The 19,372-nt window shown below is 64.5% G+C and carries 21 protein-coding genes; 14 read left to right on the top strand and 7 right to left on the bottom strand.

Going from position 1 to position 19,372, the window contains the following annotated elements:
- Positions 1-47 precede the first annotated feature (47 nt).
- The 3 genes from IAU68_RS08670 to IAU68_RS08660 are packed head-to-tail and all read left to right on the top strand — an operon-like array spanning position 48 to position 2,337.
- Positions 48-1,430 carry a glycine--tRNA ligase gene (locus tag IAU68_RS08670; RefSeq protein WP_171192895.1) on the top strand — a complete coding sequence of 461 codons (1,383 nt, stop codon included), beginning with the start codon at positions 48-50 and terminating at the stop codon, positions 1,428-1,430.
- The gene (locus IAU68_RS08665) at positions 1,430-1,936 is read left to right on the top strand and encodes a hypothetical protein (protein WP_171192894.1); all 507 of its coding nucleotides are present in this window, start codon (positions 1,430-1,432) and stop codon (positions 1,934-1,936) included. The genes IAU68_RS08670 and IAU68_RS08665 overlap by 1 nt, the downstream gene beginning before the upstream one ends.
- On the top strand, positions 1,933-2,337 hold the full coding sequence (locus tag IAU68_RS08660) for a hypothetical protein (RefSeq protein WP_171192893.1): 405 nt from the start codon (positions 1,933-1,935) through the stop codon (positions 2,335-2,337). Before IAU68_RS08665 ends, IAU68_RS08660 begins: the two co-directional genes overlap by 4 nt.
- Here IAU68_RS08660 and IAU68_RS08655 read toward each other — a convergent pair.
- Complete coding sequence (locus IAU68_RS08655; protein ID WP_171192892.1) at positions 2,334-4,316, bottom strand: TPM domain-containing protein; 1,983 nt, start codon at positions 4,314-4,316, stop codon at positions 2,334-2,336. The genes IAU68_RS08660 and IAU68_RS08655 overlap by 4 nt on opposite strands.
- Positions 4,317-4,335: 19 nt before the next feature.
- On the opposite strand from IAU68_RS08655, the gene IAU68_RS08650 reads away from it, so the two are divergent.
- Together IAU68_RS08650 and IAU68_RS08645 are read left to right on the top strand one after the other, a co-directional pair.
- Positions 4,336-5,622, top strand: a complete 1,287-nt coding sequence (locus IAU68_RS08650; protein ID WP_171192891.1) for a deoxyguanosinetriphosphate triphosphohydrolase — start codon at positions 4,336-4,338, stop codon at positions 5,620-5,622.
- A 151-nt stretch (positions 5,623-5,773) separates the two neighbouring features.
- Positions 5,774-6,820, top strand: coding sequence for an endonuclease domain-containing protein (locus IAU68_RS08645; RefSeq protein WP_171192890.1), 1,047 nt, complete (start codon positions 5,774-5,776; stop codon positions 6,818-6,820).
- Positions 6,821-6,841: 21 nt separating this feature from the next.
- Here the strand turns inward: IAU68_RS08645 and IAU68_RS08640 are convergent, their stop codons facing one another.
- On the bottom strand, positions 6,842-7,084 hold the full coding sequence (locus IAU68_RS08640; protein ID WP_171192889.1) for a hypothetical protein: 243 nt from the start codon (positions 7,082-7,084) through the stop codon (positions 6,842-6,844).
- Positions 7,084-7,440, bottom strand: a complete 357-nt coding sequence (locus IAU68_RS08635) for a ribonuclease domain-containing protein (protein ID WP_171192888.1) — start codon at positions 7,438-7,440, stop codon at positions 7,084-7,086. Before IAU68_RS08635 ends, IAU68_RS08640 begins: the two co-directional genes overlap by 1 nt.
- A gap of 35 nt (positions 7,441-7,475) precedes the next feature.
- Between IAU68_RS08635 and dnaG the strand changes: the two genes are divergently transcribed.
- From dnaG to IAU68_RS08620, 3 genes are all read left to right on the top strand, one after another.
- Positions 7,476-9,386, top strand: a complete 1,911-nt coding sequence (gene dnaG / locus IAU68_RS08630) for a DNA primase (protein ID WP_171192887.1) — start codon at positions 7,476-7,478, stop codon at positions 9,384-9,386.
- Between the two features lie 225 nt (positions 9,387-9,611).
- The gene (locus IAU68_RS08625; protein ID WP_171192886.1) at positions 9,612-10,760 is read left to right on the top strand and encodes an ImmA/IrrE family metallo-endopeptidase; all 1,149 of its coding nucleotides are present in this window, start codon (positions 9,612-9,614) and stop codon (positions 10,758-10,760) included.
- A 3-nt stretch (positions 10,761-10,763) separates the two neighbouring features.
- Positions 10,764-11,249 (top strand): DUF4411 family protein, encoded by a 486-nt coding sequence (locus tag IAU68_RS08620; protein ID WP_171192885.1) that lies wholly within the window; start codon positions 10,764-10,766, stop codon positions 11,247-11,249.
- A 289-nt stretch (positions 11,250-11,538) separates the two neighbouring features.
- Here the strand turns inward: IAU68_RS08620 and IAU68_RS08615 are convergent, their stop codons facing one another.
- The 3 genes from IAU68_RS08615 to IAU68_RS08605 form a co-directional block, all read right to left on the bottom strand.
- Positions 11,539-11,928 carry a hypothetical protein gene (locus IAU68_RS08615; protein WP_171192884.1) on the bottom strand — a complete coding sequence of 130 codons (390 nt, stop codon included), beginning with the start codon at positions 11,926-11,928 and terminating at the stop codon, positions 11,539-11,541.
- Between the two features lie 2 nt (positions 11,929-11,930).
- Positions 11,931-12,122: a toxin HicA gene (locus IAU68_RS08610; protein ID WP_171192883.1), complete on the bottom strand. Its 192-nt coding sequence runs from the start codon at positions 12,120-12,122 to the stop codon at positions 11,931-11,933.
- A gap of 129 nt (positions 12,123-12,251) precedes the next feature.
- The gene (locus IAU68_RS08605; protein ID WP_171192882.1) at positions 12,252-12,896 is read right to left on the bottom strand and encodes an 8-oxoguanine DNA glycosylase OGG fold protein; all 645 of its coding nucleotides are present in this window, start codon (positions 12,894-12,896) and stop codon (positions 12,252-12,254) included.
- Positions 12,897-12,930: 34 nt separating this feature from the next.
- Between IAU68_RS08605 and IAU68_RS08600 the strand changes: the two genes are divergently transcribed.
- Positions 12,931-13,524, top strand: coding sequence for a MazG nucleotide pyrophosphohydrolase domain-containing protein (locus tag IAU68_RS08600; protein ID WP_231699009.1), 594 nt, complete (start codon positions 12,931-12,933; stop codon positions 13,522-13,524).
- On the opposite strand, the gene IAU68_RS08595 is transcribed toward IAU68_RS08600, so the two are convergent.
- On the bottom strand, positions 13,514-13,936 hold the full coding sequence (locus tag IAU68_RS08595; protein WP_171192881.1) for a hypothetical protein: 423 nt from the start codon (positions 13,934-13,936) through the stop codon (positions 13,514-13,516). The genes IAU68_RS08600 and IAU68_RS08595 overlap by 11 nt on opposite strands.
- 132 nt (positions 13,937-14,068) lie before the next feature.
- Here IAU68_RS08595 and IAU68_RS08590 point away from each other — a divergent pair, with 132 nt between their 5' ends.
- From IAU68_RS08590 to IAU68_RS08570, 5 genes are all read left to right on the top strand, one after another.
- A complete protein-coding gene (locus IAU68_RS08590) occupies positions 14,069-14,872 on the top strand; it encodes a lytic transglycosylase domain-containing protein (RefSeq protein ID WP_171192880.1) in 804 nt (267 codons plus the stop codon).
- Positions 14,873-14,923: 51 nt separating this feature from the next.
- Positions 14,924-16,201 carry a phosphopyruvate hydratase gene (gene eno, locus IAU68_RS08585; protein WP_171192879.1) on the top strand — a complete coding sequence of 426 codons (1,278 nt, stop codon included), beginning with the start codon at positions 14,924-14,926 and terminating at the stop codon, positions 16,199-16,201.
- Positions 16,202-16,361: 160 nt separating this feature from the next.
- Positions 16,362-17,114: a type IV toxin-antitoxin system AbiEi family antitoxin domain-containing protein gene (locus IAU68_RS08580; protein WP_171192878.1), complete on the top strand. Its 753-nt coding sequence runs from the start codon at positions 16,362-16,364 to the stop codon at positions 17,112-17,114.
- Between the two features lie 18 nt (positions 17,115-17,132).
- Positions 17,133-18,833, top strand: coding sequence for an SWIM zinc finger family protein (locus IAU68_RS08575; protein ID WP_171192877.1), 1,701 nt, complete (start codon positions 17,133-17,135; stop codon positions 18,831-18,833).
- Positions 18,834-18,844: 11 nt separating this feature from the next.
- Complete coding sequence (locus IAU68_RS08570) at positions 18,845-19,369, top strand: septum formation initiator family protein (protein ID WP_171192876.1); 525 nt, start codon at positions 18,845-18,847, stop codon at positions 19,367-19,369.
- Positions 19,370-19,372 lie beyond the last annotated feature (3 nt).

The following is a 19,372-nucleotide window of genomic DNA, read 5'->3' as shown; positions in this document are numbered from 1 at the left end:
ACACTGAGCCGGGTATTTGGCAACCGTTTAACACGCAGGAGATTGTGATGCCCGCATCCAAGATCGAAACCGTCGTCAACCTCTGCAAACGCCGTGGTCTGGTGTATCCGGCAGGTGAGATCTACGGCGGTACGCGCTCCGCGTGGGACTACGGCCCGCTCGGCGTTGAGCTGAAAGAAAACCTGAAGCGCCAGTGGTGGAAGCACATGGTGCAATCCCGCCGCGACACCGTCGGCGTGGACACGTCCGTGATCTTGCCGACGAAGGTGTGGGAGGCCTCCGGCCACGTCGACGTGTTCACCGATCCGCTCGTGGAATCCCTTTACACCCACAAGCGCTACCGCGCCGACCACCTGCTCGAAGCCTACGAGGAAAAGCACGGCCACCCGCCGGCAAACGGCCTGGCCGACATCAACGACCCGGAGACCGGCCAGCCGGGCAACTGGACCGAGCCGAAGGCGTTCTCCGGCCTGATGAAGACCTACCTCGGTCCCGTCGACGACAAGGAAGGCCTGCACTACCTGCGCCCGGAGACCGCGCAGGGCATCTTTGTGAACTTCAAAAACGTGATGACGTCCGCGCGTCTCAAGCCGCCGTTCGGCATCGCGAATACCGGCAAGTCGTTCCGCAACGAGATCACCCCGGGCAACTTCATCTTCCGCACCCGCGAGTTCGAGCAGATGGAGATGGAGTTCTTCGTCAAGCCCGGCGAGGACGAGAAGTGGCACGAGTACTGGATTGAAAACCGCTTCAACTGGTACGTCGACCTAGGCATCAACCCGGACAACCTGCGCCTGTACGAGCACCCGCAGGAGAAGCTCTCCCACTACTCCAAGCGCACCGTGGACATCGAATACGCCTTCGGTTTCACCGGCTCCAAGTGGGGCGAGCTTGAGGGTGTGGCCAACCGCACCGACTACGACCTGAAGACCCACGCCGAGGCCTCCGGCGAGGACCTGTCGTACTTCGACCAGGAGGCCGGCGAGCGCTGGATCCCGTACTGCATCGAGCCGGCCGCAGGTCTCGGACGCGCCATGATGGCCTTCCTTATCGACGCCTACGACGAGGAAGAAGCCCCCAACGCCAAGGGCGGCACCGACACCCGCGTTGTGCTGCGCCTGGACCGCCGCCTCGCCCCGGTGAAGGTTGCGGTGCTGCCGCTGTCGAAGAAGCCGGAACTGTCCGGCCCGGCCGAGGAGCTCGCAGCGAAGCTGCGCCAGCACTGGAACGTCGACTTCGACACCTCCGGCGCGATCGGCCGCCGCTACCGCCGCCAGGACGAGACCGGCACCCCCTTCTGCGTCACCTACGACTTTGACACCCTCGAGGACAACGCCGTGACCGTGCGCGAGCGCGACACGATGGAGCAGGAGCGCGTTCCGCTTGACGAGCTCGAGGCGTACCTGGCCGCCCGCCTGATCGGCTGCTAATGCACTTCGTCAGCTGGGATCGCACCGACCGCGACGCGCCGAAGCTGCTCGCCGAGGCAGGCCCTGAGGTCCTCGGCGTGTTCTCTCACGACAGCGCGATTGTCGACGGCGAAAAGTGGCAGTTAGTTGCCCACCCCGAGTCGGGCGCGGTAGCCACCCGCGGCGGCGAGGAGATCGTGCGCACCCGCGACAGCCTGAAACGGGCCAAGCGCATCGACCTCACCATCGAGGGCAGCGCCTACGCGTTCATCCCGGAGACGTCGAAAAACTGGGTGGTGGAAAACGCGCGCGGCGAGAAGGTCGCGCAGTTCACCCAGGACCACAACGGTGTGCGTAAGGCGATTCTCGAGTTCGAGGGCGAGACCGACCTGCCGGCGACCCACATCGCGGGCCTGGCGTGGCTTTCGCGCGCGGTGCTCGAGTCGCGCAAGATGGTCAATTCGACCGCGCTGATCGGCACGCTGGTGTTCCTGTCGGTGTTTATCGTGCTGGTGGCGTTGCTGTGATCTGGCAAGGGGCTTTGCTTTACGACGACACCACCTCCCTCGCCGAAGCCACCCCCACCACCATCACCATCGGGGAGCGCACCCTGCGCATCACCTCCGACAACCCGGCGCGGTTCATCGCGCTTGACTGCGAGACCCGCGAGCAGTTCACCCTCCGCAAAGCCGGTCTCACGGTGTCGCGGTACGTCGCCGAGTGCGCGGGGCGCCACTACACGCTGCGCCGCCGTGGGCTGACCCGCGAGATCCGCGACGGCGCCGGCGCGCTCGTGGCCACCACCCGCGGTCGCGCGAACGGCGACCTCCAGGTGGACAAGTTTGCCGAGGCGCCGCTGGTCGATGTGGTGTTTATGACGTGGGCGCTGACGTTTATCGATACGCCAGCGCGCCGCACGTTGTACTAGAACGTTCCCCCGCGGTTGGAGGGGCGGCCGCCGGAGAAGCCTCCGCCGCCGCCACCGCCGAAACCGCCCCCGCCGCCGCCGAAGCCGCCGCCTCCGGACAGCAGCGTGCCCCACAGCACGGCGCGCGCCATGGAGTCGGCGGTTTGCCGGTTGCGGGCGGCCTGGTAGCGGCGGATGTCGTCGTTGGCGGCCTGTTCGGCGCGGCGCGCGGTGTCGGTGGCGGCGCGTGCGTTGTCGATCGCCGCGCGCGTGTCGCGCACCCGCAACTGGTGCGCCTGGGCATAGAGGCGCTTCGCCTCCGCGAGCAGGGAACGCGCATGTGAGCCGATGATGCGCCCGCGCGAGCGGATGACGTCCTCGGCGCGCTGGATCTGCGCGGTGGCGACCTGCATCTGCTGGTCGAACAGTTGCAGCGCACGTGCCTGGTTGCCGGCGGCGCCCTTCGCGCGGTCGAGTGCTTCGTCGATCTCGGTGTCCATGCTGGTCAGGTCGGCGTAGAGCGCCAGCGGGTCGGTCTCGGCGCGGTTGCCCATGGAATCCAGCATGCGCTGCGCCTTCGCGGCGACCGCATCCAACGCGTCGACGTCGATGCGCGCGCCTTGAGAGCGCGCCGCCTTGACTTGGTCGATTTCGCGCAGTTCGGAGCGGATTTCGTCGATAAGCGAGGGCAAGTTGGTTTGCGCCGCGCGGATGTTGTCTTCGGCGTGTTCGATGGCGTTGAGGTTGGTGTCGGAGACCTCGACGGCGTGGTTGGCGGCGGCGAGCATGTCCAACAGTGCGCCTTGGCGGCCGGCGGGTTGGGAGGCGATCTCGCGGGCGTCGTTAAGCGCTTTCTCCGCCTCGTCGAGGGAGGCGGCGGCCAAGTCGACGTTGTCCACGATGGATTCGAGCATCTCCGCCGGGTATTCGGCGCGCAGGCGCTCGAGTTGCTCACGCGCAGGCTCGAGGCGCGCGCGGATGTCCACGGTGCGGGCAAGCACCTTGTCCACCTCGTCGGGCGCGCGCATGAGCACGCCGCGCATGTCGTTGAACTCGGCCGTTTTGTCGCGCAGCGCCTGCTCCGCCTGGCCTGACGACGAGATGATGTCGACCAGCATGGCGCGTTTTTCGGGTTCGGTTTCGGGGATGGCGTCGTAAAGCTTCTGGTGCGTGGAAAACGCGCGCTGCAAGGTGGTGGTCGCCTCGTTCATCGCGGAGGTGAATGGGCGCACGCGCTCCGCGCCGAACTCGGAGGTGGCCAGCTGCAGTTCTTCCTTGCCCTGGGTGATGGACTCGTCGGCCGACACCAGCGCGTCGCGGGCGACCTCCTCCAACGTGGGCGTGGGCAAGCGTCCCAGCGAGTCGGTGTCGGCCGGGTCGAGCGCCTTGGCCGATTCGATCTGCTTCGCCCTGGTCTTCTTCGAGTTCTTGCGCGTCGCCGCGTACACACCGCCGCCCGCCAGGGCCACGGCGCCGAGCCCGCCTGCGAGCCAGCCTGCGCCATCGCTTGACGACGACCCACTCACCGATTCAACCGCATTCAACGCCGCCTGAGACCAGTTCAGTTCCGTTAACTGCGCGTAGGCCGCGTTGTTCATCCGGTCGATCTGATCCTGGGACCACTCCTCCCCGCCGCCGACGTTGTAGGCGCGCTCGTCCGGTGAGATGGCCAACACGGCGGTGTTCGAGCCGTTGGCTGCCACAGCCTGGTCAATCCAATCCGACGGGGTCATATCGCCGAACGAGCGCAGAAACACCACGCGCACTGACTTGCCCTGCGACTGGCTGACCTGCTTGATCGCATCTTCGATCTCGCTGCGCTCGGCGGGGGACAGCACGTTGGCGTCGTCGGTGACGGGTTGGGTGAGCAACCCCGGTTCGACGGTGGGTGCGGTTGCGACGCCTTGCGCAACAGCTGGTGTGTCGGCAAGGCCGAAGGCGGGGCCGGCGGCGAAAAGCAGACCGCTGACGGCGAGGACGCGGAGGTAACGGCTAGTCATGCGACTAGGGTAGCGCTTCGTGTACGCCTACAACGCCGACGATACGAAACGCCGCGCCCCGGAAGGGGCGAAGGGCGCGCAACTCGCGCCGGATTCCCGCGATGCGTTCGGGCGCGACCGGGCGCGTGTGCTGCACTCGGCGGCGCTTCGTCGATTAGCGGACAAGACCCAGGTGGTTGGCCCGCGCGACGGCGACACCCCGCGCACGCGCCTGACGCACTCGCTCGAGGTCGCGCAGATCTCGCGCGGCATCGGCGAGGGACTGGGCCTCAACCCCGACCTATGCGAGATGGCGGGACTGACCCACGACATCGGCCACCCGCCCTACGGCCACAACGGCGAAGTCGCCCTCAACGAGGTCGCGCCCCACGGCTTCGAGGGCAACGCTCAAACCCTGCGGATCCTGTCGCGCCTCGAGCCCAAAGTGCTTATCGACGACCACTCCTTCGGCCTCAACCTCACCCGCGCCTCACTAGACGCCGCGGTGAAATACCCGGTCACGCGCACCAACACCGACGGGTCGTTGAATCGCAAGTACTCGGCCTACGACGAGGACGCCGCGATCTTGCAGTGGGCGCGCGAAGGCCATGCCGACGACACCCCGCCGATGGAGGCGCAGGTGATGGATTTCTCCGACGACATCGCCTACTCCGTCCACGACGTCGAAGACGGCATCGTTTCAGGGCGCGTGTCCCTGCAGGTGCTGTGGGACTTCGTCGAGTTGGCCGCCCTCGCCGACAAGGGCGCGGCGGCATTCGGCGGCTCTGCGGACTCGCTTATCGACGCCGCCGACCGCCTCCGCGCCATCCCCGCCCTCGCCGCCGCGGCCGACTTCGACTTCACCTTGTCCGCTTGGGCCGGCCTGAAGGGACTGACGTCGCAGTTGGTGGGCCGCTACGTCGGCGCCGTCACCCAGGCCACCCGTGACGGCAACGCCGCGCTGCTCGCGCCGGGCGCGCCAGGGTTGGCTGCGCCGGGTTTGGGCCGCCAGCACGGCCGGTTGGTGGTCCCGCCCGACGTCGAGGCCGAGGTCCGCCTGCTCAAAACCGTCGCGGTGCTCTACGTCATGGACCAGCCGGCGCACCAGGCGCGCCAGGACCGCCAGCGCGACCGCATCTACCGCGTCCACGAGTACCTGCGCGCGGGTGCCCCAGGCACACTGGACACGATCTTCCGCGCCTGGTTCAACGCTGCGGAGACCGACGCCGAGCGCGAGCGCGTGATCGTCGACCAGATCGCCTCCATGACGGAGTCGCGCCTCGAGCGCACAGCGAAGAAGGCCGCCGCGTTCGAGGGGTACTACTAGCGGCTAGTTGCGCCTCCACAGAACAAAACCTCGACGAGCAGACCCCAACTAAGCCTCATTTTTGCTCATAGTAGGGGTCTGCCCCTCGAGGTTTGCCACGCCGCGTGCTCTGCACGAGATTGCGGTACTTTGAATCGGGGAGGGGGACCACATGAATGACGCACGCAGAACGCAGCTGCGGGAAACAATCGTCGATGTCAGACGAATTTCGTCCACCGACACTGCGACGCACGACCGGATCAACAACGGCGAACTCGTGCAGCTGACCAAGTCGATCTACTACGACAAAGCCGCATGGCAGCAGCTTAAGGAGCACGAGCAGGCATTCCTGAGGTGTTACGCGGCGGGGTGCCAGAGCAGGAAGGCGGTCCTCATCGGGTGCTCGGCTGCACGCTTAAACGGCGTGTGGACCTTTGCGCGGGATGAGCCGGTCACGCTTGCGGTGCCGAACGGTCGCCCGCGTTCGATCAACAAGGAATGGACTGGGTACGAGTACCGCCACCGGCGTCTCGCGGAACGCGACATCGTCCACGACGGGGCCGTGCGATATACCGATGCGATCTGCACGGCGGTCGACATTGCGCGCGAGCGCGGCGTCCGGGAGGGCGTTGTCGCTATCGACAGCGTCCTGTCCGGCCACGGTGACCATCTCTACCAGGAGATACTCAACCGGTTCGAGGCCACCATCACGCGCATGGCTGGCACGAAGGGCATCGCGCAAGCGCGGGAGGCGGTGCCCTTGACCACTCGGCTTTCGGAGTCGCCGTACGAGTCCCTGTTGCGGCTCATCTTCGACGCCCACAACGTCCCGTACCGCCCGCAGGTGGTCATCGGGCGGTATCGGGTGGATTTTCTTGTCGGCGAGAACATTGTCGTTGAGGTCGACGGCTGGCTCAAGTACGAGGAAGTCCCGCACGAGGTGCTCCGCAGGCAGCGCGAGCGCGAGGATTGGCTCACCGAGAACGGGTATAAGGTCTTGCGTTTCTACACCAAGCATTTCTGGGGCGACGAGGGCGAGTTGATTCGCCGGGTTGGCAACGCTTGGCCTGCCGCGGAGCGTTTGCTTCCGGTGCGTGTACAACCGCGGCTCTGGGCGCCGAAGGGTCCGGGTCGCAGCGTGGCATTGCCGGCGGATCTGCAGGACGTCGTCAAATTTCTCTACGAGCAAACCCCTACTATGCCCAATAACTGGCCATAGTAGGGGTTTGCTGGTGGGGGTCTAGCGGACCAGCTCTACACCTTCCCCCTCAAACACCGCGCGCAGCTTGCTTGACGACGACCCCTCCACCCGCCAGTCCACAACCACCACGCGAGACACGCGCGCCTCGCGAAGCAAATCTGCCAGGGCGTCCAGGTTCGTCGGCACGGGGCGGTCGTCGGAAGGCCCGTATGCGGCGGCCAACACGGCGCGGCCGAGGTCCTCAACCGAGCGCACGGTGCGGGTGACAAAGATCGGGTTCATCAGTTGACCTCCATTTCGCAGAAGGATTCGTAGTGGTCGTCGGTGTAGAACCAGGCCTCGACACCGGAAGCGTCGCCGCCGGTGACGATGCGCCTCGCCCCGCGGTGGTTCAGCCCCGGGGTGTCCACGGTGTACTCCCGGTAGTAGTCGCGCGGCTTATCGGGAAGCACCTGTTCGTAGTTGCCGAAGCGCGTGTCGTCGTTAGCGGGGTAGGGGTACGGCCCGCCGGCTTCGATGCGTTCGACGGTGTCCCAGGCCTCGTCGGGAAGCGAGCCGCACGCGGGGAGGCCGGAGGGGGTCGTCGATACGCAACTGCTTAAAAGCAAGCAGGTCAGCGGGACAATGAGGCGCTTCATAGGTCTATATCTTCGCACGCGCTACGATGAGCGCCATGGCAAGGGGCAGAATTCCGGATAGCGATATTGAGGCTATCCGTCAGCGCGCGCCGCTCGACGAGATCGTTGGCGAGTACGTGCAGTTGAAACCTGCCGGCCACGATTCGCTGAAGGGTCTAAGTCCGTTCAAGGACGAGAAGACGCCGAGTTTCCACGTCCGTCCCGCGCACGGCTACTACCACTGCTTTTCCACGGGCAAGGGCGGCGACGTGTTCTCCTTCATGATGGAGATGGAGCAGCTCACCTTCCCGGAGGCGGTGGAGGCGGTCGCGGATCAGATCGGCTACCGCATCAACTACCAGGGCGGTTCCACGGGCGCGCGCGATGTGAAGCCAGGCACGCGTCAGCGGCTGCTCGCGGCGAATAAGGCGGCGCACGAGTTCTACATCGAGCAGCTCGAGAAACCCGAGGCGCAGGCGGGCCGCGAATTTCTGCTCAACCGCGGGTTTTCGCGCGAGTTGATCCACGATTTCGAGTGCGGCTACGCCCCCGACGGCTGGGACACGCTGACGAAGCACCTGCTGCGCAAGGGGTTTGAGGTGCAGGAACTTATCGACGCCGGCCTGTCGTCGCAGGGCAAACGCGGCCCCATCGACAAGTTTCGCCGCCGCCTGATCTGGCCGATTAAGGACGCCGCCTCGAACACGATCGGTTTCGGCGCGCGCAAGCTTTTCGACGACGACCCCATGGGCAAGTACATGAACACCTCCGACACGCTGCTGTATCACAAGTCGAAGGTGCTCTTTGGCATCGATAAGGCGAAGAAGAATATCGCCACGCAGCACCAGACGGTGGTGGTGGAGGGCTACACCGACGTGATGGCCATGCACGCCGCCGGCGTGACCACGGCCGTGGCCACCTGCGGCACCGCGTTCGGCTCCGAACACATGAGCCTGATCCGTCGCCTCATGTTGGACGACAATTTCTTCCGCGGCGAGCTCATCTACACCTTCGACGGCGACGAGGCCGGACAAAAGGCTGCGATGCGCGCCTACAACACTGACGCGGAGTTCGGCGGTCAGTCGTTTGTCGCCGTCGCACCGGACGGCATGGACCCTTGCGACCTGCGCCTGGAGAAGGGGGACTCCGCCCTTCGCGACCTCGTCGCTTCCCGCGTTCCCGTCTACGAGTTCGTCATCGAGTCCCTGCTGAAAAATTTCTCCCTCGATTCGGCCGAGGGGCGCGTCCAAGCTTTACGACGAACCGTTCCCGTCGTCGCCTCCATCGACGACAAAGTTCTCCAGCAGGAATACGCCCGCCGCCTTGCCGGCTGGGTCGGCTGGCCGAACCCCGACGAGGTGTTGGAGCAGGTCCGCGCCGAGGCGAAGAAGCCGAAGAAGGAAAACCGCAAACGCGTATCGCTCGCCACCCGGCAGGCCGCCGCCGGCCCCGACTCCTCCGGACGCCAGGTGGAACTACTCATCCCGCCGCGTGCCGACGACCCGATGCTGTGGCCGCAGCGCGAAGCCCTAAAGATTGCGCTGCAGCACCCGTTGAAGGCCGGCAACTACTTCGACGGCATCAACCCGGATGCCTTCACCAACGACGCCTACCGCCAGGTCCGCGAGGCCGTCACCGCCGCCGGTGGCTGCTCCCGCGTGACCGACGGGGGCGCCGGCTGGCTCGCTGCCGTCGCCGGTGAGATGCGCGATTTGTCCGGCCGCAACTTCGTCTCCGAACTCGCCGTGGAGCCCATCCACGCCGACGACCTCGACGAATATGCCGACTCCGTCCTCTCCCGCCTGCAGGAGACCCGCGTCGGCGACCAGATCGCGCAGTTGAAATCCCAACTCCAGCGCATGCGCCCCTCCGACGACGAAGAGGCCTACAACGCCCTGTTTTCTGACCTGGTCGCCCTCGAGCAGGCGCGCCGAGATCTCAACGACCGCGCCTTCCGTGGCCGGTAGGTGTTCGGCGGTTCCTTGGCCGCTTAACGCGCCAGAGTAGGAGCGCCATTCTGCTCTCCGAACAAATGTCGCGTGCGGCAACGTAGGGGAAAACCTGAATTCGCCGCGCCAGTCGCATTAACTTCGGTTCACGTGTCAACCCTGGGTGACATACTGAGCCCTTACGCATTATCGTCTTGGACATAGTTTGGGTTCCGGCTTATGGAGGACATGGAGGTGAGGCCGATGAGCACTCCGCGAGTTTCGGTCACGCCTTCTGTTTTGCAGTGGGCTGCTCGTCGCACGGGATTAGACGACGATGAGTTGCTCAAGCGCTTTCCCAAGTTCGATTCCTGGTTAGCAGGGGACGAAAAACCCACGCTGCGTCAGGCGCAAGACCTTGCGCAACGCGCCAAAATTCCGTTCGGGAGGCTGCTGCTTAAGGAGCCTTCTGGGGAAGACACCGGTGTTCCGGATTTCCGAACCGTGAGAAGCTCAGCGTTGGAGTCGATGAGTCCAGACCTTCAGGAGGTTGTTCTCAAATCGCAGCAACGCCTGGCTTGGTACTCCGCGTATGCAAACGATGAGGGGATAGAACCGCCGGCCTTTTTCGCGTCCGCTATGAGTTCCCAGAATCCCCGAGACGTTGCGTCGTCTATGCGCGAATTTCTCGGATTCGGAGACGAAGCGCCAATTCACGGTCCGGACAAAGTACGCACACTGGTGCTTTCGATGGAAGAAGCTGGAGTGTTGGTAGCGCGAAATTCGGTCGTTGAAAGTTCGACCAAGCGTCGTTTGGATGTCGAAGAGTTTCGCGGTTTCACCATTGAAGACGATGGCTTCTGCCTTGTGTTCGTCAACACTCGCGATGCGAAGACTGCGCAGTTGTTCAGCCTTGCGCACGAGCTCGGACACGTTGTGCTTGGAAAACCTGGTGTTTCCGATCATGCGCACGGCGTCCAATTGGAACGGTGGTGCAACCAATTCGCCTCCGAGTTCATCGCACCAGCATCTTTGGTGCAAAAGCTTTTCGACGACACCGTGCCTATCAGAGACGAAGTCGAAGGACTTGCTCGGCGCTTCGGCCTGAGCAGGGAAGCCATGCTCTGGCGGCTTCGTGAACTGGAGCTTATTGATCAGGAAGAAGCACTTCGTATGTTGCCTCTGGTCAAACACAACAGTGAGCCAACAGAAAAGGCCGGTGAGGGGGCACCGCCGCATCACGTGCTCGTTCGTTCTCGTGTGGGCGGCAGGTTTTTTGACACGATTACGCAAGCCGCGGTGAACGGCCAGATTTCGCAACGAGAGGCTGCCCAGTACCTGGGGGCCAATTCAAACGAGTCGTTTGTGAAGCTAGTCAATGCACGTCAGATGCGGGGCAGGGAAGCGGTGTAGTCGATGTATCTTGTGGACACCAACTTCCTGGGGACCTTAGCCAACGTCTATCCGCGGGATGTGTTCCCGTCGCTTTGGGGCGAGCTCGAAGTTGCGTTGTTCGCCGACGGCGTTTTCTTCCATGGTCAAGTTGATAAAGAGCTTGCTGCTTGGGGTGCTCCCGAATATGACTGGTACAAGCAGCATGTGCGCCAAGATCAGATAATTCCCCCTGATCAAGAGGAGCTTGATCTGTACCAGCAAGTCGTGGAATGGGTTGTGTTGGAGAGACAACCTAAATACCGCGAGGCAGCGGCCACGGAGTTTCTCAACGTGGCTGACTCTTGGCTAGTGGCGTCGGCACGTCGCTACGGCGCGACCATCGTGACTAACGAGGTACCTGCGCCTGACAGTGTCAAGAAGGTGAAGATCCCGGACGTGGCTGCGCAGTTCTCGGTGCCCTGTATTAATGCGCTTGAATTCCTTCGCCGCCTGAATATCCAGATCTAGGCCTCAAACCTGAATTCGCTGAGCCACGTTTCTGTGACAAATCATGCCTCCAGTCGAGGCAACATTTGTCATTTTCCCCAGGTCGCCGATTGCGCCGATAAGCGATCTGTCACAACCACGGCGGGACTCACCCTGGATCCTCGTCAAATGTGAGGTGCAGGCTGCGGCCCCACCCTGGATGTGAGGGGCTAGATGTGAGGGCTTCGCCATCAGCCGAAAACGGGTCAGGCTGGTTACTCGACCCCCTCACACCCTGCCCCTCACAACTAGGCAGTGCCAATCGCTGGCCTTACGCTGCGGAGTGCTGTTTGAGAATCTGCCCGACTCTGCCGTAGCTGATGCCCAGAAGGTAGGCGATGTCGCGGTAGTTGTAACCACGCTCAGAGAGTTCTTTAGCGTGCTGGGCGATTTTCCCCAGTTGATCGTGTTCTCGCCGACGCAACTCTTCGAGCTCGTCTCGCGCCGAAAGCGCCGCCTTTTCCGCTTCGCCACCGATGGCGAGTTCGATCTGGGCGGACTCCGCATCGTCGGTCAGCTCGGGGAAAAGACCAAGGGCATCTTTGAATTCGTCCTCAATCTGATCGAGGCGACGCGCTTGGACAATGACACCAGGGTCTTGATCGAGTTGGCCTACCCACCAGCCGGAGTCGCGTTCGACAGTCGCGGTAAAACAGTTCATCGCTACTTCAGTCCAATCTGCTTGTAAATCTTTTGGGCGGCGAGATCGGGAATTTCTCGATGCCTGGGAACAGTTGTGTAGCGGTCACCGACCCATATACGTGTGTGGTTTCCGCCTTCTTTGATGGTGAGTTCCTGGTCGGTTGACTTTGCGTAGTGGGAAATCGCTTTGAGGATGTCCTTGCGTTTTGTCACGATGCTAGTTTAGCGCGATTGACATTATCAAGTGTAGACCGCTAAACACGAAAGGCGCGTGGTGTGGTGCCCAAAAAGGCCCGGCCAGCTCGGGTTTACCCCTAGCTCGCCGGACCGCACACATACTCCCTACTCGGAACGGCGCGCGAACTCCCGCAGCGCCCACTCCACCGCGTCCAACGGCAGCGAGGAATCGTAAGCGTCGCGCGCCGACGAAAGCGCAGCAAGGTACGCCGCGTAATCCTCCGGCGACCAATCCGCCTCCGCAGACAGCCCCGCCAAACGAGCCCGGTTGGAGCAAATAATCACCGGCGCCTCAGACGACGCGTCTTGCTCGCCCGCCAGGAAATACGCAACGGCAGAGGCGTACTTCGGCGCCAGCCCGGTGGCAACCAGCGACGCGTACGCATCCACCGGCGCCGCACCGTCCAACTTCCGAATCGCACCCAAAAGGCGAGAAGCATTCCCCTTGTTGCGCAAAAACGCCTGCATCTGCATCACCTGGTTGGACTGCCCGGCGACGTACGCGAAGCAGGCGCCCAAGAAGTCGATGATCTGCTCGCGGGCGAAATCGGCTGAACGCACGTCGGCGGCGAAGGAGAAGACTTCGGCGCGGGTGATGGTGGCGGTGGCGTCGTCGCGAAACGGCGGCACGCGGCGCAGGTGGTGCGGCCAGCCGGTTTTCCAGCGGATGGGGGAGAAGGTCACGGAATCCTGCAGCACGTCCTGCGCGCTGGGTTTGATGGCTTCAAGTGCTTCGGCGATCTGAGTCATGCGCACCATCATAGAGGCCCTACACTTGCCCACCATGACCGCGACCGTGCTGCTTCTCGACGCCCGTTGGCCCGACATGATCCCACTCCACCTCGCCGGCCAGATCCGCGGCCGTGTGGAGTTTTCGCCGGAGGTGCCGGTGTCGGTGCGTTGGGCGCTGGATGTCGCAGACGGCGACGGGCATTGGATCATCACCACGGATCCCAAGTTCGCGGATCGTGTGCTTGACGACGACCACGTGCTCGTCAAAGTCCCCTCCCTCGACGATCCCGTCGCAGAGGCTGTGCGCACGATGCATGAGGCCCGCCGCCGGGGCGAGTGGGAGCAGGAGATGACGCACGAAAGCCTCCTGCCTTACTTGGAGGAGGAGGCTGAGGAGGTCGCCGAGGCGATCCGCACCAACGCGCCGGATTCCGAACTGCAGAAGGAACTCTCAGACCTGTTGTTGCAGGTGCTGTTCCACGCGGAGATCGCCGACGAGCGGGGTGCGTTTGGGTTTGGTGATGTGGCGGGGGCGTTCGTCGCAAAGATGCGCGTTCGCGCGCCCTACCTGTTCGACGGCTCGGACGGCCTGGTGGACAAGGCCACGCAGGACCGGTTGTGGGCCGAGGGGAAGGCTAGCGAGTAGCCGGCAGCGCCGGGAGGAAGTTGCGGATATCCGGCAGGCCCGCGCGCGACGACAGCTGCGAGGAGCCGGCGATGATCTGATCCAGCGGGGTGGCCGGGTCCGGCTTGACGATGCCGCACTCCAGCGCGCGGTCCGCAACCGAACCAACAGTGCCTGCGGAGACGAGACGCAGCGCAGCATCATTGCCGACGACGGCGTTGAGGTTCGAGACCAGCTGAGCGCGCGTGGTGTCCTTGTTCACCATGCGGGTGGCGGTCAGGCCGGTGCGCAGGGCGTCGCAGTTGGTGGTGGCGATGTTGCCGTTGAGCAGGCGGATCAGTTCGAGGCTCTGGGCCTGGGCAGGGGCGGCGGTGCCGGCGAAGGCGGAGACGGCGATAAGCCCGGCGGCAAGGGCGGAGGTGAGGCGACGCATGGGGGTCCTTTCGGGAGAGAGTGGATGGTCGACAAGCATCATAACCGTTACACGTGTTGCGCATGTGACGAATGAGACAATTGTTGCTTGCCGACGAATTCAGGTTTTTCCCTACCGGTAGAATTCGCCCCCATGATCCTTCCGCGACGCGTTGCCCGCGGCTGCGGCTGCGTCGGCGTGCTCGCCGCGGCCACGGCCGTCGTAGCCGTCGTCGCACTCGTTGCCTGGGTGCTCTCCGCGTTCAACGTCGAAAGCATCCAGCCGAAGCCGCCCGCGCCGCACACCGTCCCGCCGGCAGCTGCGGAAGCGCCGCCGGCAATCGACGTCCACGCGCCGGGCCGCACCGCAGACCAGCTCTTCGACTGGTCCCAGGACATCGGCAACGCCACCAACATGTCCGGCCAAGCTGTGCGCGCCTACGCCAACGCGGCGCTGATCGCGCAGGAGGCGTGGCCGGAGTGCCACATCACGTGGAACACCCTCGCCGGCGTCGGCTGGGTGGAAACGCGCCACGGCACGTACTCGGGCCGCTTCGACACCTCGCGCCTGGACCAGAACGGCTACCCGCAGCCGCCGATCGTGGGCCCGGCGCTGGACGGCGAGGGCTTCGCTAAGGTCCACGACACGGACAACGGCGAGATGGACAACGACAAAGAGTTCGACCGCGCCGTGGGCCCCATGCAGTTCATCCCGGAGTCCTGGCGCCGCTACGGCCGCGACGCCGACGGCGACGGGCATGCGAACCCGCAGCAGATCGACGACGCCGCCCTCGGTGCTGCGAACCTGTTGTGCAACTCCGGCGGCCGCACGCGCGATATGGCAACGGAGGAGGGCTGGACGAGCGCGATCTTCGCGTACAATCAGTCCAGCGACTACGTGGCGCGCGTGCGGGACGCGGCGGCCAATTACGCGATGAACCAGCCCGCGCATAGGTAGTGACGCGGTAGAGTGGTCGTCGGCAAGCAACGTCCACGTGAAGGAGACACTATGTCCGACATCATGCACATCTTCGCCCGTGAGATCCTCGATTCGCGCGGTAATCCGACCGTCGAGGTGGAGGTGCTGCTCTCGGACGATTCCGTTGGTGTCGCGGCGGTGCCGTCCGGCGCGTCCACGGGTGAGCACGAGGCGCATGAGCTTCGCGACGGCGACGAGCGCTACGGCGGCAAGGGCGTGCTCAAGGCTGTCAAGAACGTCAACGAGGCCATCGCGGACCGCCTGGACGCCTACGAGGCCGACGACCAGCGCCTGATCGATAACACCATGATCGAGCTGGACGGCACGGACAACAAGAAGAACCTGGGCGCGAACGCGATGCTCGGCGCGTCGATGGCTGTGGCGAAGGCCGCGGCGAAGTCGGCGAACCTGCCGCTGTTCCGCTACATCGGCGGCCCGAACGCGCACATCCTGCCGGTGCCGATGATGAACATCCTCAACGGCGGCGCGCATGCGGATTCCGGTGTGGACGTCCAGGAGTTCATGATCGCCCCGATCGGCGCGGAAACCTTCTCCGAGGCGCTGCGCATGGGTACCGAGGTCTACCACGCGCTGAAGTCCGTGATCTCCTCGAAGGGCCTGTCCACCGGTCTTGGCGACGAGGGCGGCTTCGCCCCGTCCGTCGACTCCACCAAGGCCGCGCTGGATCTCATCGTCGAGGCGATTGAGAAGGCGGGCTACAAGCTTGGCGACGACGTCGCGCTCGCCCTCGACGTCGCCTCCTCCGAGTTCTACAAAAACGGCACCTACAACTTCGAGGGCGGAAGCCACTCCGCGGAGGAGATGATCAAGGTCTACGCGGACCTGGTCGAGCAGTACCCGATCGTCTCCATCGAGGACCCGCTGGACGAGAACGACTGGGACGGCTACGTCGCGATGACCGAGCAGCTGGGCGACAAGGTGCAGATCGTCGGCGACGACCTGTTTGTCACCAACCCGAAGCGCCTGCAGGAGGGCATCGACAAGGGTGCCGCCAACGCGCTTCTGGTCAAGGTCAACCAGATCGGCACCCTGACCGAGACTCTCGACGCCGTCGAGCTCGCGCACCGCAACGGCTACCGCACGATGATGTCCCACCGCTCCGGCGAGACCGAGGACACCACCATCGCGGATCTCGCCGTCGCGCTGTCCTGCGGCCAGATCAAGACCGGTGCGCCGGCGCGTTCCGAGCGTGTGGCGAAGTACAACCAGCTGCTGCGCATCGAGCAGTTGCTTCACGACGCCGCCGTCTACGCCGGCCGCGACGCCTTCCCGCGCTTCAAAAAGTAGGCAGTAGCTCACCGCTACGGCCCGGCCCCGCCCGTGATCGGTGCGGGGCCACTTCTTTACCCTCGTGGTTGACATTTGTATCGAAATAGGCGGACGATTGTATCTCTATGAGTGATACAATCGTCCGCAATCGCGGATACAAACGCAAAAGGAGGGGTCGGTGAAGCGTGCAGACGTCCTGGCGACTTTAGAGATGGTCGCCTCGGACCAGTGGGGCATCGTCACCACTGGTCAAGCGGGACGGGAGGGGATTGAACGCCTGCAGCTGTCCCGCCTCGCGGAGCGTGGTGATCTTGACCGAGCGCGGCATGGCGTCTACCTGCTGCCGTCCCATCAGGGTGGGCCCCACGATGAGATTCGGGCGGCGTGGCTATCTCTCGAGCCGAAGAAGTTCATCGACGAGCGCTGGGAGGACGAGCAGCCCGTGGTGGTCTCACACGAGTCGGCTGCTCTCATCCACGGGATCGGCCGCCTCATCCCACCGAACCTGACCTTCTCCACTGAAGGTACGAAGCAAACGCGGCAGCAAGGAGTCCGAATCCTCACCCGTCGTGATCTTCCTGAGGAAGACATCGTGTCTGTGGACGGGCTGCCGGTGACGAGTGTCGCACGCACCGTTGGTGATTTGGCCGAGGCCAAGATTGAGCGCGGGTACCTAGCAGACCTTGTCGCGGACGCTCTCCGGAAGGAGGGCGTGCGTATCGACGACCTCGCGAACAGGCTTGCTCCATCAGCCCGCTACTACGAGGCGAAGTCCGGAAAACAGTTGGTCGCCGAGTTGAGCGCTGAAGCGTCTTCGGTGGAGGACAGAACCGAGTGGATTAATCGTTTGGCGCTCGTCCCGGGCATCATCGACGCTCGAGCCGAAGAGCAACTGAAACGATGGGATCCAGATATACAAAGTTGGCGTTAAACCCGTACACTCTCGCGGGTGACTGTACGAAACCAGCTTTGGCCCGCAGGGTCGGGGCGCGACCGTAAGGTGGGCACCATGTTCGCCAACCTCACCGTCGACACCATCGCGGATCTGACCGATCACGCGAGTTTCGACAGAGGCCAGAAAATCGAGCCGTCGCGCGTGGAGATCACGCAGCGTAGCGACGAGCACATCCGCGCGACCGTCACTGCGCCGCACGAGTACCACGTGCGCCTCGACATCGAGGGCACGGACATCGTCGCGCTGTGCGATTGCGCGATCGAGCACGAGTGGTGCCGTCACTGCGTTGCCACCGCACTGAAGGCCATTAACAGCGACGGCGACGTGTTTACCGCCGACACCCGCGAGGCAGCCGCAAGCGCCGCGGTGCTCGACGACCCGATCGATTCCTACATCACCGGGCTGAACCGCGAGCAGTTGGTGGATTTGGTCCGCGACCTAAGAGTTGCCAAGCCTGGTGTGGACCTCGCGCTGGAGGTTGGTGCGGCGGAGCATGTGGGCGGTGCGGGGGCCGTCGGCAAGCGAATCGCGGAGCGTGTGGACCGCCTGAAGCGCAAGAACCCGGGTTGGTCCGCGCGTTTGACCGCGGAGGTGGCGCAGGAGTGGTTCGAGTTGCTCGACGTCTGCTCGTCGTGCATCGACCGCGGCTGGGGCGCGGAGTTGATCCGCCCGCTCGAGGACGCCACCGAGGGCATCGGCCAGATGCTGTTGCGTTCCGACGACACCTACGGCACGCTCGCGGACGCCTACCGCACCGCGATCATCCTGCACCTGGCCGCCTACCGCCAGAAGCCGCCGACACCGGGCGAGGTGGTGGAGTGGATCTCCACCTTGGTCTTTGACGAGTCCGGCTTCGGCGAGCCCGACTTGGCCGACTACGCCAACTGGCTGGACATCCAGGCCATCGACGAGATTGAGCGCCGCCTGGATAAGGCCGTCACCCATGTGCTTTATGACGACTCCCTGGAGTACCTGCGCGAAGGCATCGCCCGTCTGTGCGGCGACGACATCGCGCTCGAGCAGATGCTCTCCGGCGACGAGTTGCTCGAGTTCTACGAGGAGCGCGGGCGTGATAGCGATGCCCGCGACCTGCTCGAGGAAGCCGCCAAGGAGCGCGTGAGTAAGAAGCGCCTGGGCCTGGGCGGCACCGGTGTCTCGCTCGAGGCGCTCACCTCCCGCCTGGACCGCTACTGGGGTACCGGCGCGCTGCTGCGCTTCCGCAAGGACTTCGCCAAAGCCCACCCGGGCCAGGGCCTTCGCGACCTGCTCGCCGAGGACGGCGTGACCCGCGAGATGGCCGAAGAGGTCGTCGCCGCGGCACCGTCGTGGCTGCGCGCCAACCTGCAGCTGCAGATGGCGATGCGTTTCGACGACTTCGACCTCGGCTACCGCATCGCCACCGAGCACCCCCGCCCCGACGAGTTAGACCCGGAGCTGGTCTTCGAGATGGGTACCGCGATCGGCGTGAACGTCAACCGCGCCAAGGGCACCGAGTTGATGTTCCACTTGCCGGAGCACTTCGCCGACGCCGGCGACCTGCCGTCGTACAAGCGCCTCGAGGCGGAGCTGCGCGACATCCGCAAGTTCGTCGCCGACGACGCCGCGGCCACCGAGCTTTTCAACAAGCGTATCGACGACCTCCGCGACCGCTATGCCTGCCGCGCCGCAGTCCGCGAAATCCTCGAGCGCATCTAGACTGCTTACCTATGAAGAAGCGCCCGCCACGTCCCCGCAAGTCGCACACGGTGCCCGTCGCCAGCCGCGACGCGGAGCGTGCCGAGCGCGCCCGCGAGCGCAAACAACGCTCCCGCACCATGCGCGCGCGGGCCTTTCCGAAACAGGACATGGCGAGCGTGGCCATCCTTATCGGCGTGATCCTGCTCGTCCTGCTGGCGATTGCTGCACCCCTGCGCAACTACTACGAGGGCCGTGCCGAGATCGCGCGCGCCGAGGAATCCATCGCGCGTCTCGAGGCCCAGAAGCAGGCCCTGGAGAGCGACATCGCCATGTACGAGGACGACGCATTCATCCGCCAGGAGGCTCGTCGTCGCCTCGGCGTGGTAGAGGAGGGCGAAACCGTCTGGCGCATCATCGACCCCCGCATGTCCGCCCCCGACAACATCACCACCGCCGCCGACGACACCCCCGACGAGCGCGAGTGGTCCGAGGTGCTGTGGGATTCCCTGCGCGCGGTGCCGGCAGCGGTAGAGGAGGAGCATGTGGGAGAATAGCCC

The organism is Corynebacterium lujinxingii, assembly GCF_014490555.1.
Classification (GTDB): domain Bacteria; phylum Actinomycetota; class Actinomycetes; order Mycobacteriales; family Mycobacteriaceae; genus Corynebacterium; species Corynebacterium lujinxingii.
The sequence above is the reverse complement of the archived record's forward strand: the minus strand, read 5'-3'. Positions and strand labels throughout refer to the sequence as shown.